The 15,208-nt window shown below is 41.3% G+C and carries 10 protein-coding genes; 4 read left to right on the plus strand and 6 right to left on the minus strand.

Annotated features, from left to right (window positions below; translation table 11 throughout):
• Positions 1–147 precede the first annotated feature (147 nt).
• Entirely contained in the window at positions 148–729 is a 582-nt protein-coding gene (locus tag H5123_RS12325) for a TetR/AcrR family transcriptional regulator (RefSeq protein ID WP_182698133.1), read from the plus strand.
• A gap of 120 nt (positions 730–849) precedes the next feature.
• On the opposite strand, the gene H5123_RS12330 is transcribed toward H5123_RS12325, so the two are convergent.
• Both H5123_RS12330 and H5123_RS12335 read right to left on the minus strand, forming a co-directional pair.
• Entirely contained in the window at positions 850–2,748 is a 1,899-nt protein-coding gene (locus H5123_RS12330) for an EAL domain-containing protein (protein WP_182698134.1), read from the minus strand.
• 11 nt (positions 2,749–2,759) lie between these two features.
• Positions 2,760–3,890 carry an FIST signal transduction protein gene (locus tag H5123_RS12335; RefSeq protein WP_182698135.1) on the minus strand — a complete coding sequence of 377 codons (1,131 nt, stop codon included), beginning with the start codon at positions 3,888–3,890 and terminating at the stop codon, positions 2,760–2,762.
• Positions 3,891–4,221: 331 nt separating this feature from the next.
• On the opposite strand from H5123_RS12335, the gene H5123_RS12340 reads away from it, so the two are divergent.
• Positions 4,222–5,268, plus strand: a complete 1,047-nt coding sequence (locus H5123_RS12340) for a diguanylate cyclase (protein WP_182698136.1) — start codon at positions 4,222–4,224, stop codon at positions 5,266–5,268.
• Between the two features lie 160 nt (positions 5,269–5,428).
• Here H5123_RS12340 and H5123_RS12345 read toward each other — a convergent pair whose 3' ends face one another.
• Positions 5,429–7,909 (minus strand): S9 family peptidase, encoded by a 2,481-nt coding sequence (locus tag H5123_RS12345; RefSeq protein WP_182698137.1) that lies wholly within the window; start codon positions 7,907–7,909, stop codon positions 5,429–5,431.
• Positions 7,910–8,976: 1,067 nt separating this feature from the next.
• Here H5123_RS12345 and H5123_RS12350 point away from each other — a divergent pair.
• Together H5123_RS12350 and H5123_RS12355 are read left to right on the plus strand one after the other, a co-directional pair.
• Complete coding sequence (locus H5123_RS12350) at positions 8,977–9,198, plus strand: DUF2375 family protein (protein ID WP_182698138.1); 222 nt, start codon at positions 8,977–8,979, stop codon at positions 9,196–9,198.
• Between the two features lie 580 nt (positions 9,199–9,778).
• A complete protein-coding gene (locus H5123_RS12355) occupies positions 9,779–11,278 on the plus strand; it encodes an MBL fold metallo-hydrolase RNA specificity domain-containing protein (RefSeq protein ID WP_182698139.1) in 1,500 nt (499 codons plus the stop codon).
• Between the two features lie 356 nt (positions 11,279–11,634).
• Here H5123_RS12355 and rfbD read toward each other — a convergent pair whose 3' ends face one another.
• The 3 genes from rfbD to galU all read right to left on the minus strand — a co-directional run bounded on the left by rfbD (position 11,635) and on the right by galU (position 15,176).
• Entirely contained in the window at positions 11,635–12,513 is an 879-nt protein-coding gene (rfbD, locus tag H5123_RS12360) for a dTDP-4-dehydrorhamnose reductase (RefSeq protein ID WP_182698140.1), read from the minus strand.
• Positions 12,514–12,719: 206 nt separating this feature from the next.
• A complete protein-coding gene (gene glmM, locus H5123_RS12365) occupies positions 12,720–14,069 on the minus strand; it encodes a phosphoglucosamine mutase (protein WP_182698141.1) in 1,350 nt (449 codons plus the stop codon).
• A 219-nt stretch (positions 14,070–14,288) separates the two neighbouring features.
• Positions 14,289–15,176, minus strand: a complete 888-nt coding sequence (galU, locus tag H5123_RS12370) for a UTP--glucose-1-phosphate uridylyltransferase GalU (RefSeq protein WP_182698142.1) — start codon at positions 15,174–15,176, stop codon at positions 14,289–14,291.
• Between the last annotated feature and the right edge of the window lie 32 nt (positions 15,177–15,208).

The raw sequence follows: 15,208 nt of genomic DNA on the forward strand, positions 1-15,208 counted from the left end.
GGACTTAAGCTAGCCAAGATAATCTACATAAACTCTTTTCTGAACAGGCATTCAAGATAGACATTTTCCACTGAAGACACAAGCAGTTTTTGAACAATCATTCAAGTAGTGATATTATCAACCAAGAAATGGTTGAGGAACGATGTCATGGCTAAGAAAAATTTTGCAAGAGAAGACGTATTAGACAAGGTGATTACCTTGTTTTGGCAAAATGGCTATGCCGCTACAAGTATTCAGCAAATAACCAAAGCCACCGGATTAAAGCCCGGCAGCTTATATTATGAATTTGAGAGTAAAGAAGGTTTATTCCAAGCTGCGCTAGCGCGTTATGCCACCTTTTCCATTGAAGCGATACACTTATCGATGGCCAATGCCAGCAGCGTAAACAACGCAATTAAGCAGATGTTAAATACTCTAATTGAACAATCAAAGTCATGTGATTATTGTGGCTGTTTTTTGATAAAAACCCAGCTAGAGCTGGCATCACAAGGGAATCAACTTTATCAATTTGCCAGCGCCCAACTGACTAAAATTGAACATATTTACCTTGATTACCTCAGTGAATATTATCCCCAGATACAAGCAAAAGCCTACGCGGCCCAGTTAATGACGGTAATATTTGGTATTCGTATTTATGGTTACCAAGCCGAATCTGCCACAACTCAAATCAACACTATTAGCGCCCTGCTGCCGTGGTTAGCAACGCTATCCAAAGACGATAATAGCTAATAATAAGCAGTGAAAATGACCCGCAAATAAACTCAACAGCAACCACGCTTAAGTGCTGAGTGGTTGCGCGTTGAGATTGTGTAGGTAATCAACCTAATTCGTCATAGCTTACTGTCACTTTTAAGCATCAACAGAAGCATGATTGGCAAGATATATGGATGCGATAGCGTCGGGTAACATTGGCTTGTACAGATAAAAGCCCTGGGCTAAGTCGCATTCATAGGTCTTAATGTAATCCAGCATAAATTGGTCTTCTACCCCTTCTGCGATAACTTTTAAACCGAGATTATGGCCAATATCGATAATGGTCTTGGCAATGGCTGCCGATGAACTGCTGCTCTCAACGAATTGTAAAAAAGCTTTATCAATTTTCAGATAATGCAACGGTAAAAACTGTAGGTAACTGAATGATGAATAACCTTTGCCGAAATCATCAAGTGCGAAAGTAATGCCATACTGATTAAGCCTGAGCATAATGTCTTTGACATTGAATTTATCTTCCATAAAAATCGATTCCGTTAATTCAATAATCAGATATTTACCTTCTAATTGATGATGATTTAAGCAATCAATAAGGTGTGCAATGAGCGCTTCATTTTGAAACTCAATACAGCTTAAATTAATGGAAATAGCTAACTCAGTGATACCTGCATCTCGCCAGGTTGCTAACTGTAAACAGGCTTTAGAAATCACCACACAACCAATATCAATAATTAACCCTGTTTGCTCTGCGATTGCAATAAACACATCGGGTGGCACAACAGTGCCATCTTGCTGCGTCCAGCGACATAGTGCCTCAACGCTGACAATCTTCATTGTGCGTAAATCAACTTTAGGTTGATACACTAAATGCAGGGCATTATCTTCAATGGCCTTACGCAGCTCTTGCTCAATAGCAAGTTGGGTTAAAGCTTCTTTCTCAAGCGCCTTACTGTAAAAATGGAAGCTATTTTTACCTAATGACTTTGACTCATACATGGCTAAATCCGCTTTGCGGATCAGCGCATTAGCATTGTCATCATCATTAGGAAACAGTGATATACCGATACTCGATGTCACAACGAACTGACGCGAACCGATAGTAAAAGGCTGTTTAATCAGTGCTAACAATTCTTGGCAGACCTGTTTTATAGTCATTTCAGACTCGATTTGTTCTAATACAATAATAAACTCATCACCGCCTTGGCGGGATAACGTATCAAATTCACGCAAGCGTGTTTGCAGTCGTCTTACCACTTCTTTCAACAATAAATCACCAGCGTCATGACCTTCAGTATCATTAATCTTTTTAAAGTCATCTAAATCTAAAAATAACACCGCAAGCTTTTTATGTTCTCTTTTACTGGTGGCAATTGAATGACTAATTCTGTCCAATAACAGTGCACGATTTGGCAACCCGGTAAGCGAATCATGAAAAGCATAATATTCAATTGTCGCCTCATACTGCTTTTGCGTTGTCACATCGCGAAAGCACCACACTCGACCATAAATTTGATCGTCTTGAATTTGTGGAAGAGACCTAAAGTCAAAGAAGCGTTTATCGAGTAACTCAATGGTGCCACTTAAGTATTGAAATGGGTCTTGGTTGAGATTATCAATAATCGACAACATATGATTTTTATCTTTGATAATGCCAAGAAAATCCTCCCAATGTGACACCGATTCAAAACCGATATCGTCAATAAAATCCTGCCCCATGGTATTAAATGACATCAGCTCGCCATTTAATCCATAGACAAATAAAATTTCACCGGTGGAATTGACGGTAGCATTTAATAAACCAATAGAATGTTCAAGTTTGTCTTGAACCTGTTTCATCATGGCTAGCTGGTCTTTTAAGGTTTGGTTACGATCGTTTAACTCATTGGAAATAAGGTATAAAGAACGCTCTAACATTTTTACGCTTTGATCATGTTGCGTATAAGCATCGGATATAGAATTCAAAAGAGCGTCATTTTCTGAAATAAATAACTCATCTTTTTGGTTACGCTTAAGCTGACGAACTAGCAGTTTATGCATGGTTAATATCACTATTTCTCAGAAAGTAACGTCACAGCCATGGTCTGATTATGTAAACCACACCGACCAATAGATTGAATAGGCGATATTTCACCATACGAGTAAAAGCCTGAAATAGCGCATTTTGCTGGTAAGCCTTCTTTAATAATTTCTAATTCCTCTTCAACATGCTGTCCTAAAACTAATCTGCGACCGACACAACTGATTAATATGGCTAATTCTGGCGGCGTTCCTTTAAAACACGCTCCAGCTTGATCTGCCGCAAGTTGAGCACCATCGAGTAAGTCCTCATAATTAGAATGCATTAACTGGCAGGTTGCACCTTCGGGCATGTTACCAGCGAACAACATACTTTTTTGTAATTCATCAATTGATAATATGGTCCGAACTACATGTTCTTGCTCACCGTATTGTTGTAACGCCAACGGGTATAACAAAGCAGATGCAGGTAAATCACTGGCAAACTCACCTAAAAATTCTTTATACAAATCTAATGCTGGTCGACCATCAAGTTCATAGAGTACATTATTTGTCGATTTAGTGATCAGGCGCTTAGGCCCAAATGGACGCCATCCGCCTAAACTGCCACAACCAACAGATAACCGTTCACCATACAGTCCAACCAGCACAATCAGACCACTTTCTATGCGTTTATTGTGCCATACCGTGGTTTGGCTAAAACGCTCACCATCGCCAGCTAAGCCACCCGTTGCCATGACGCCTTGAGGCAAGTATTGCTGTAAACCATCAACCAGTTCAGAACCATTCACTAAATGGCCATCAGAAATAACCAAAACATGCTTGAGTCCATCAAGAGGTAATTGGCTTACCAACTGCTTTGCCAATTCAGCACAATGCGCAAATTGATTTATCGAATGGCTGACGACGTGCACTTGGGTGTGCTCAAAATCAATCGCAGTAACACATATACTGTTGTCGTACAGACAATCATCTTGGATTTCACCACTAGTGCTGCAGCCGACTATCTGTGCATTTGGGAAAGCGCTTGATAGCTCATCATTGAGCTTATTGTCTAACATGAGCTCAGGCGAACCAAAGGCCAACACCAGATTGATGTCAGCATGTTGCGGCAAAGGAGTAACCCAGTGACTATCTTGATATACCGTTTGAAAAGTGTGCATTTAGTTGTCCCTCACTAAAAGGTTATCTCATATGTTGTAATTGAAATATTACCGCAAGCAATAATGACAAAGAATGGCTGAAGAGAATATTCAATGAGCATGATATTAGAGGAAACCTAGTTAATTATCATGTTTTTATCCGTATGACCACACAATATAAATACACCTTAATTAACAATTAAGGTACACTTTAATTACAAGGTGTCTTAAGATAAATAACCCGTTAGCGCAATCCAAATGCATACCCATTGATCATAACCTTGTATTGTTTCAGCATCCCCAAAATGGTTTGCGACTGAACTGATAATTCAATGAGATTAAGGATTAACAATTGCTTGCATCCATCAATGATCAAAGTAAAAGTAACGGTAACCTACTGCATGCTAGGGTGATTAAGTTATTTTCATTGGTAGGAGCCTCGATCACAGGCGGTATGTGCTTACTTAGCTTATTGGGTAACAACAACACCTTAACCCTCATCCTCCTTGTTGCCTGTACCACCTATCTAATCGCCTTGTTTTCGTTAAAAAAATTCAATATTAAAGTCAGTGCGATTATCATCATTTACTCACTGTATTTATTAATGTTCTACTTAGTCTTTAGTGGCGGAGTCGCACAAACGGGTCCTTTATGGATTTTTATTGTGGCACCCGTTTCAGTTTATGTTTTAGGCTTTCGTTTAGGCTTAATTAACCTGGCTATATTTCTCTGCATCGTCTGCATCATCATGTTTTTACCGCAGCATCTTGTTGCACATGAAGCTTATACCCCAGAATTTAAACTTCGCCTGATACTGTCATTTTTAACCATGACATTTTTATCTGCATTATACGAATATTCAAGCATGCAGTTTTACCGCAATGTGCTCGAATTAAGCGCCAAATACCAACAATTAGCCATGAGCGACCCGCTGACAAAACTCGCTAACAGACGCAATGCATCTGCGGTATTACAGCAAGAAAAAGCACGTATTGATCGTAATCATGAACCGCTCTCAGTATTGCTGTGCGATCTCGACCATTTTAAAAGCGTCAACGACAAATATGGCCATAACGCAGGTGATATGGTGCTAATGGAATTAGCCAAAGTATTTACGGACAATGTCAGGCAACAGGACTGCATTGCTCGTTGGGGCGGTGAAGAGTTTCTGGTGATATTGCCACAAACATCGGCAGAGCAAGCAGGTATCATCGCTGAAAAAATTCGCCTCAGTGTGCAAAACCACACCATCCACTTTCTCAAACATCAAATCCAGGTCACCATCAGTATCGGCATATCTCAGCTCACTGAAGATGAAACTATCGATGAACTGATCAACAATGCTGATAAGTGCCTCTATCAAGCGAAAACGCTAGGAAGAAATAGAGTCCATCCGTAACATGATAGCAATATAGCATCTAGGGTGTGACTGGTATCAATCTGAATAGCTTACTCGCGCAGTGAATTACCCGCGACTTCCCTTCACTCTGATCACGAGGCGTTTCTCGACAAATTAGATAAAAATAGCCCCGCAATGCGAGGCTATTTTACACTTACTTTTACTGCTGCTCTTTTGTCTCCGGGTAAAGACTATTCCACCACTCAGGCTCATCTTTTAACTTTAAGTCAAACCAGGCCATAGTAGTATTCCACCAGTCAAAACGTGCTTGGCGCGTATTGATGTGATGGTCTTGGCCATTAAACTCAACTAATTCAACTTCTTTGCCTAATAGTTTAAGTGCAGTGTACATATAATGGCTTTCACCCACTGGCACGTTAGTATCGGCATTGCCATGGATCAGCAATAGCGGCGTGGTGATCTTGTCGGCATGATATAACGGACTGTGCTCAACGTAGAGCTCAGGGTTATTCCACGGAAAACTACCACGGCTGGCGACACCAGAATAGCCATAACCCCACCAGCCATGTCCCCAATAAGATGATAAATTACTGATCCCAGCATGCGACATTGACGCGGCAAAAATATCCGTTTTGGTGGCTAAATACAGAGTCATAAAGCCACCGTACGATGCGCCCATATTCCCCACGCGTTTAGGGTCGACATAGCTATGCGCCTTTAAAAACGCTTTAGTGCCTTCAATAATGTCATCTGCGCTGTATTTGCCCCATGCATTCACATGACGGCCGCTGAATGCTTGACCATAACCGATGGCCCCATTAGGTTGCAGCACATACACCACATACCCTTCGGCCGCCCATAAATTAAATGGCCAACGCCCAGTAAAGTGGCGACCGACCGGAGAAGTCCCGCCATAGTAATACACTAATGCAGGATATTTTTTACTGGCATCAAAGTCTGCGGGTAAATACACTCGACCATCAATATTGTGACCATGCTGATTAGTGAAATCAAAATCTTCAATCTCGCCCAAACGGGTATTGGCATAGTTTAGCTGTTGACTATCAAACAACATCTGTTTGCGACTTGAGTTCAAGGTCATTTTATAGGCTTTTTGTGGCACGGTAGCAGACGTGCCTGCAACAACTATGGTTGGGCTTGATTGCTCAATGGCGACACTAAAGCTGTCGACCATATCCACGCCGCTATCTATTTTAGTAAAACGGCGGTTACTTTTATCAAATAGATACAGTGGTGCGCGATCGCCTTCGGTTACCGTCAATATCAGATCATCATTTTCAAGCTTAGTCATACTGCCAATCGCAGGATCAAAGTCTTTACTTAACGCACTGACATTACCGTTAGCATCACGCCAATATAATTGCCCATCATAATCATTCACTTCAATGCTGGGGTCTTGTATTCCTGTGCCGTCCATAAAACGCGGCCCAGCAGTGATATACATACCATCATCGGCATATATCGCACCGTTAAAGCTTCGGTATTCACCTATCACAGTTTCTGTTAAGTCATTTAAGCTCAACTCTATCAGTTGGGTTAATGAATGCGCAGGCTCAGAATAATCAACCGGAGATCGCGTCAGTAGCACAGTATTCTTATCAAGATTACTGTCAACTAAGTCTGTGCTGGTTGAGTTATCGGTTAACTGACGAATAAAACCGGAAGCCACATCTAATTGATATATTTGGCTATTATCACGCCAATAACTCCAGCGGTCTTCTAATGCACGAAAGCGTTTTGAGGTCGCTTTCTCATCGGCCTTAAACGGTTTTTGCCAACTAAATAACAGGCTGTCAGCGTACCACTGCAAACCCGACACATTATCAACATCAGTGGCGGCAACATTAATGGTTAAATCTGCCACATTGAGTAATTGAATTTGTTTATTGGCCACAAAGGCTAACTGTTTACTGTCGTTCGACCACACTGCGCTGCTTGGGCGATTATCTTGCCAGCGATACATCACACTGTTGTCCGATAATTTACGTAACTCGGTCACTTGAATAGCCGAGTCACCCTGGCTAGCTTGATATTCAATGGTCGATTGCAGTAGATACTTACCATTTGGGGATAAGGTTAAGCCACTGATAACTTTTGAGTCGAACAATTGCTGCGCAGACACCCGCTGTGATTTCTGGGCCGAAAAGTCGAGGGTATCAACCTCACTTTTGCCCTGCCAATCAAGGCTAAATGGCACATCTTGCATTTGGCCATCAGCCAACACCAGCAGCTGATAGTCAGCATTAGCCAGCTCAAGTTCGACTTTATCAGCAGATTTAAGCAACTGCCCATTCAAATACACTTGCGGATTTTCAAGCCCTTTGACGGTTAACGTACCTTGGGTAAATCGCTGAGTCGATAACGGCAACTTATAGGCTAACCAACCTTCTCCTTCAATCTTTGCAGAGGCTGCTTGCCAAGTGAGTTGTTGATTAAATACTTGAACCGTTTTTGCCTGGGTTTGTCCAGACTTAGCAACTAAGTTAGCGACTAGGTTAGCTCGTAGCGCATCTGCATGAGCACTTTTTGATAATGGCGTTGCCGACGATTGGTTAACTGGGCCCAAGCGTTGAATGTATTTGGCATCTATATCTGCCCCGTGAGCCATGCCAGATAGAGCAATGGCTAAACTGGTTAATACCAGAGTAAAAGCTTTCATGAAGAGTCCTTGTTATTGCTATTTTTAGTTGTTTTTAGTTATTTATCATGTGTCGTAGTCTAATAAAACAGTGTGACAAAACTGACCGATAAATGCATATTTTTTGTGTATCAATAATTGTCATCTTTTATATATGCGAATGATTGTTTAACAAGGATAAATAAATTCAAGAGGAGATATAGTAAAATGAGAATGAGAGTGAAATAGGAACCGTCAGTATTAGACTGACGGTTCATCTGTTTTGTGACGGATCAACATATACTAGTAAAACGCGATTAATCACCAAATTTGACTCTTACGCCTGCATTAGCAATAAACCCATCGTTACCGGATCAGATATCAGTAGTTGCCATGCTGCTCCCCAATAGCAACAAAACAGCCAGAATGACGTAGAGTTAATGCAATGGCCCTTCAGCCCCCTTTCCATCGGGTGAAACTTTTGTGGCATCTAATTACAAATAACTTGCGGTCAGCTTAATGTCGCCCAATAGTAATGCAGCAACACTTCAAAACCACGGTTCTGACTTTCACTTGGTGCATTAACTAACCTAACCGTATCTAAGGAGCCGTCGTTATTTACAGAGAAAACCTCTAATCAGTGACGTTCTCCACCGCACTCGCTTCAATTCATCCCAATAATACTTAACGATAAAATGAATGACGCCGTGAAACAACCAAAAATACAACTTCCTTTTAACAAGACATTATCGAACAACTTGCTCACATCAAAAAACCCAGCGAGAACTTGTACTCCTAGAGAAATTATTAGCGGCACTCGCCTACTGCTGTAAAAGCCATCAGATAAAAGATTGCAATATTTTACGCACACTAAAATAGCTATAGGCTAAAACAAGAACAACTGTTTTTTAAACAGTTGAATAAGGGTTTGTTGCGCTTTACTGCATCCATCTAAACGACTATGATTCGGATTCATTAGGTGTTGAGTATACGGTACGGTTAATCCTCTCATTTGTGAAAGAGTTAAATCATGATAACAACGCTAGGTTTGTAGCTATTTGATATAAGAAAGGATCATCTGGGCCCCCAGACAATGTATGGATACAACTATGACAACACAGACGATAACAGTACTTTACTACCCTGCAGAACTCGCAATTAAGCCCATAGCCGAAGTGTTATACAATCTCGAAGTGGGCGTTAACGGGCGTGTGATTATCCCAATGGAATATAAAGTAGATAAAATAATCGTGGCGGTATTTAAAGGTGAAGTTGAAATGTTGAATGCACTTGGCGACCGAGTTGCATCTGAGTTTAATGACGTTGCCTAAAGGTAATATCATTCATGACTAGAAACAGCCTAACCAGCATAGAAGTAACTTTACAAGCTTGACGTGAAGACAATCACTTTTATCTGGTTTAAAAGACTTGTTTGCATGAGCATGCCTTTAAAATTGACCAAGATCGGTGAGCGATATGATGTCCGGCGTGATGTCAGGAATGATTATCCTCTTAATCTAATCCCTCTAGTAATCTAACCAAAATAAATCATGCCTAAAAAGCAGAATACTAAGTACTAGGCTTTGCAGCAATCTCGCTAAATGTTGAATTAAGTTTTACTTAGTCGGCGACCTTACGGTTGGTTGATGGTGGTTGTAAGTCATTATCGAATCATCTTAAATAAATGACCTTTAACTTGATCCATTGCAATTGCACCTAAATAAAGCACCGCGCACTAAGGTCTAGTTCGCTAGCTACCGCTTGTTATCTATTTTCTCAGCAGCGAAGCAGTCCCCAGAAGCGCAGCGCACTATCCGCGTAGAGGCCTAGAACCTAGAGCCCAGAACCTCGCAAAATCCAATGTCTACTGCTAAGTTAACTAATCGTACTTAATACAATTAAAGGACTAACATGCAGATCATTCACCACGGAGCGGTAAACGGCGTAACAGGATCATGTCACCAACTGGATGTGAATCACCACAGCAAGCATATCAGCAGCTATCTTATCGATTGTGGTTTATTTCAAGGGGCAGAAACCGCCGGGCAAAGTTCAGCAGAACAGCTACAAATCACTTTTGATATCAACAATATCAAAGCGCTGATTATTACTCATTGCCATATCGACCACGTCGGGCGTATTCCTTACTTACTCGCAGCAGGCTTTAACCAACCGATTTATGCCACAACAGCAACAGCGGCTTTATTACCTTTAGTCATAGAAGATGCTTTAAAAGTCGGTGTCACTCGCGATACCACACTTATACAAGCTTGTATTAATAGACTCAACAAACTGCTTGTTGCAGTAGATTACGGTCAGTGGATAACACTGCCAATCAACCTTGGAGAATCATCATCGTCAAGATTGACGCCAACAACGGCGGGGATAAATACATTAGAAAACCCACTAAGGTACGCCAAAGCCAAACTTAAATTTAAGCCAGCAGGACATATACTCGGCTCAGCTTATGTGGAAATAGACTTAAGTGGCCCCAAGGCCAGCTCGACATCTAATGCTAAAAACAGTGCTAAGACCAGCCATAGAGTGGTGTTTTCAGGTGACTTAGGCGCTAGCTATGCACCATTACTTGCGAGCCCCAAAAGCCCATACAGAGCAGATACCTTAGTGATTGAATCGACCTATGGAGATAAAAATCATCAAGGCCGTAAAGATCGCAGCAAGCAACTTAAAAACATTATTGAAAAAGCCGTAAAAGATAATGGCGTAGTGCTCATTCCGGCCTTTAGCATAGGCAGAACTCAAGAGTTACTCTACGAATTTGAACACATCATTTATCGCAATAAAAACAACCCAATATGGCAAGATATCGACATTATCGTCGACTCACCTATGGCGGCTAACTTTACTCAAAAGTATCGTCAATTCAAAATGCTATGGGATAACGAAGCCAAACGAAAACTGGCCCAAGGACGCCATCCACTCGACTTTAATCAGCTAACGACTATCGACAGCCATCAAGACCATCTTGCGGTGATCAATTATTTAGATTCAGTCAATAAACCCGCCATTATCATCGCCGCATCTGGCATGTGCACAGGAGGACGGATCAGCAACTACCTCGCCCGCTTTTTATCAAAACCAACCACAGATGTTCTGTTTGTCGGCTATCAAGCTAAAGGCACCACAGGCAGAGACATACAAACCTACGGCCCACAAGGCGGATACGTTTATATCAACGAACTAAAAATTGATGTTAAAGCCACTATTCACACCATCAGTGGTTACTCCGCTCACGCCGACCAACACAACCTCATCAACTTCGTCAAACGTATGCATCACAAACCCAGCCACATAAGAATCGTCCACGGCGACGAAGAAGCTAAACAGGCACTAGCACAGGAATATAGAAAACTCATACCTATGGCAGAAATCTTTATCGGTAAGGAATGATAAAGATAGATGGCGATAACGATTAAAATCGATCGAAAGCGATGGAAAGTGGCGATAACGGATGATGAGTAAGATAGCGAGAGATAACAGACGATAAAAGGAGGTAACGAGCGCAGGGAATAGATACAGGGAGGAAACTATTGAAAAGCGAAAATACTAACTGGAGCAAATACTGGGGTTTAGTTTATCTGTTCCATAAAATATTATCGGTAAAAGTATATAAGCAAGGGTGAACTATGCTGTGTATCAAAGAGATGAGGCACATGGATATAGCGAAGATGGTATTAAAAAGCAGAGTAACCAAGCACAAATGCAGTTGTTATAAATAGCATGAGGAAATGTTTTAGCGATGAGTTTTATCGTGAATACTGTCCAATTCTGACTAACGCTGCTTGCCAATCACTTTGAACGATACCAAATTCTTGATTGATTTTTAGACAATTTAATCGTGAGTTTGCCGGGCGCTTTGCAGGTGTCGGGTAATCTGGAGTTGTTACTGGGTTCACTTGAATGGACTGTTTCAATACACCTTGGGCTAGCGCAAGTTCGAATATCTTTTCAGCAAAAGCATGCCAGCTTACATAAGGAAAACCTGAATAATGATATAGCCCATAAGCTTGATTACCATCAGCCAGCTGTTTCGTGATAATCATAATAGCGTTGGCAATATCCCCCGCATAGGTTGGGCTGCCAAACTGATCAGCTACAACATCTAAGGTGTCTGTGGTTTTAGTAAGGCGCAGCATGGTGTTGACAAAATTATGGCCTTGCTCAGCAAATGCCCACCCGGTCCTTAATATAATATGCCGCGAACACGCTCGCTTAACGGCTTGTTCACCAGCGAGTTTACTTCGGCCATACTCACTTTGAGGTTCGGTATCATCAGTCTCAACATAAGCTGCAACACTATCGCCAGCAAAAACATAATCGGTCGAAATATGGATAATAATGGCATTGATATTATTCGCTGCAATAGCAAGGTTATAGGGGCCATCACGATTTACAGCATAAGCCAATTCGCGCTCTTGTTCCGCTTTATCAACCGCAGTATAGGCAGCAGCATTGATAATGATATTCGGAATGAATTCTGCAACAACCTTATTGACGTTAATAGAGTCTGTAATATCAAGCTGGTCACGATCTAATGCCAACAAGGTGATATCTGACATAGTGCTAAGTTGCTCAACTAAGCACCTACCAATTTGGCCATTTTTACCTGTGACCAATATTCTCATACTTAAGCCTCGTTAATTAAACGATCTAAATATTGACCATAATGATTATTCATTATCATTCTCTTTATAGGTAAAAGTATTGCTCTTTCAGCAAGTTGATCTGAATTAAACCAAGTATTACGGTTAAACACAGCAATGAGATAAATTCAGGTTCGCCACGTTTAGACCGTGGCGAACAAGCTAATCTTCAGGTCATTACCTAAACGTTATGCCCGAACCGCTTTTGCTATATGTTCTGCTTGAGCTTGTGACATTTCAATATCGGTAGATTCAACCATCACGCGGATAAGAGGCTCGGTACCCGACTTTCTCAGTAGCACACGGCCATTATCAGCAAGTACTGCTTCGGCTTCTATCACAGCTTGTTTTACGGCTGCTGACGCTAAGATTTCATCAGCATTGTTAGCGGTTAAACGAACATTAAGCAGTACTTGCGGTAACTTTTTCATACCCGAGACTATCTCAGCTAATGACTGGCCAGATTGTAATACCGCTTGTAATACCAATAACGATGCCACAACAGCATCACCTGTAGAGGCATGGTCAAGGTGCAAAATATGACCAGAACCTTCGCCACCAATGCGCCAGCCAGTGGCTGTTAATTGCTCAACCACATAACGGTCACCAACTTTGGCACGTTTAAACGGGATATCCATTTCTTTTAACGCTATTTCAAGGCCAAGGTTAGACATTAATGTGCCAACAACACCGCCACTTAAAGTACCTTGTTGTTTTGCTGTTTTGGCCAGAATATATAAAATTTGGTCTCCATCCACTACGTGGCCATTATGATCAACAAACATCACTCGGTCAGCATCACCATCCATCGCAATACCTAAGTCAGCTTCGTGCACCATGACTGCAGTTTGCAAGCTGTCTAAATGTGTCGCGCCGCAATGGTCGTTAATATTGGTGCCATTAGGTTTGTCATTAATACTAATGACTTCAGCACCTAACTCACGATACACATTCGGTGCAATATGATAAGCAGCGCCATTGGCACTATCGACGACAATTTTAAGGCCTGCTAAAGTTAAGTCTTTAGCAAACACACCTTTACAAAACTCAATGTAACGACCAGCAGCATCAGTAATACGGCGGACTTTACCTAACAATTCAGATGAAACACATTCCATCGCATTATGATTAAGGGCTTGATCTAACAATGCTTCAATTTCAAGTTCTTGCTCGTCATTAAGCTTAGTGCCAGAATTTGAGAAAAACTTAATCCCATTATCATAAAAAGGATTATGGGATGCACTGATCACCACTCCAGCATCAGCTCTAAAGGTTGATGCTAAATATGCAACGGCTGGCGTAGGCATAGGGCCAATTAAGGCTACGTTTACACCAGCAGCAGACAAACCAGCTTCAATAGCCGACTCCAACATATAACCACTGCTACGAGTATCTTTACCAATCAATACTTCCTGGGTGCCAGTGGATGCTAATACTTTGCCAGCAGCCCAACCTAACTTCATAGCAAAATCAGGCGTAATAGGAAACGTCCCCACCTTCCCACGTACACCATCGGTACCAAAATACTTACGAGACATAAAAACTCCAATCTAAAATCATATAAAAATAATAGTGCCTAGACCACTAAGCGAATAGTGCGACTTGCATCCTTAAAGGATCGCTTCTAGGTACAAGGTACGGATTTACTACTAAGACTTTATCGTTCTAGCAACACAACATCATAGCTTGCAGACATTGAGCAAAAGCAAAAAACCAACTACAAAGAGTTGGTTTTGGTGTTAACAATACATTAACGTTTACTGTTCAAGCATAATTTTTTCTAGGCTTTTTTTGAAATCTGCACCTAACTTGGCATCACGTAATCCATACTCAACAAAAGCATTCATGTAGCCCAGTTTGTCGCCACAATCATGTGACTTGCCGGTCATGTTAAAGGCTTCAACGGTATCTTGTTCAATCAGCATATCAATCGCGTCAGTTAACTGAATTTCATCTCCGGCACCCGCGGGTGTTTTGGCCAATAAAGCCCAAATTTTTTCAGATAATACATAACGGCCTACAACCGCTAGATTAGACGGTGCTTCACCAATAGCAGGCTTTTCAACCATTCTTTTAATCTTAGCGGAATCACCCGGTGCTATTTCAACCCCATTACAATCGGCAATACCGTATTTGTTAACGTCACATTCAGGTACGGGAGCCACCATAATCTGGCTAGCAAATGTCGCTTTGTAACGCGCTATCATCGCCGCTAAATTTTCAGTTTTTTGATTAGCAGTATACTCATCTAAAATAACGTCTGGTAACACTACAGCAAACGGACTATTACCAATACACGGATAAGCACATAACACCGCATGGCCTAAGCCTTTGGCCTCTCCTTGACGTACATGCATAATGGTCACATCTTTAGGACAAATCGCTTGTACTTCTTCAAGTAACAGACGTTTTACTCGCTTTTCTAAAGTTGACTCAAGCTCGTAGGATTTATCAAAGTGGTTTTCAATCGCATTTTTACTCGCGTGAGTCACTAACACAATCTCTTTAACCCCAGCCGCTACGCACTCATTAACAATATATTGAATTAACGGCTTATCAACTAAAGGCAACATCTCTTTGGGAATAGCTTTGGTTGCGGGTAACATACGAGTACCTAGACCAGCCACTGGAATAACAACTTTCATAATAAATCCTTGTCAAATAGACCGAAACAGAC

It is taken from the genome of Shewanella sp. SR43-4, assembly GCF_014163845.1.
Lineage (GTDB): Bacteria > Pseudomonadota > Gammaproteobacteria > Enterobacterales > Shewanellaceae > Shewanella > Shewanella vesiculosa.

Excerpts from the sequence above, each read along its gene's own strand:
- H5123_RS12330 (WP_182698134.1), bottom strand. The coding sequence starts at position 2,748 with ATGCATAAACTGCTAGTTCGTCAGCTTAAGCGTAACCAAAAAGATGAG.
- H5123_RS12355 (WP_182698139.1), top strand. The coding sequence starts at position 9,779 with ATGCAGATCATTCACCACGGAGCGGTAAACGGCGTAACAGGATCATGT.
- glmM (WP_182698141.1), bottom strand. The coding sequence starts at position 14,069 with ATGTCTCGTAAGTATTTTGGTACCGATGGTGTACGTGGGAAGGTGGGG.
- H5123_RS12345 (WP_182698137.1), bottom strand. The coding sequence starts at position 7,909 with ATGAAAGCTTTTACTCTGGTATTAACCAGTTTAGCCATTGCTCTATCT.
- H5123_RS12335 (WP_182698135.1), bottom strand. The coding sequence starts at position 3,890 with ATGCACACTTTTCAAACGGTATATCAAGATAGTCACTGGGTTACTCCT.
- H5123_RS12325 (WP_182698133.1), top strand. The coding sequence starts at position 148 with ATGGCTAAGAAAAATTTTGCAAGAGAAGACGTATTAGACAAGGTGATT.
- rfbD (WP_182698140.1), bottom strand. The coding sequence starts at position 12,513 with ATGAGAATATTGGTCACAGGTAAAAATGGCCAAATTGGTAGGTGCTTA.
- H5123_RS12350 (WP_182698138.1), top strand. The coding sequence starts at position 8,977 with ATGACAACACAGACGATAACAGTACTTTACTACCCTGCAGAACTCGCA.
- galU (WP_182698142.1), bottom strand. The coding sequence starts at position 15,176 with ATGAAAGTTGTTATTCCAGTGGCTGGTCTAGGTACTCGTATGTTACCC.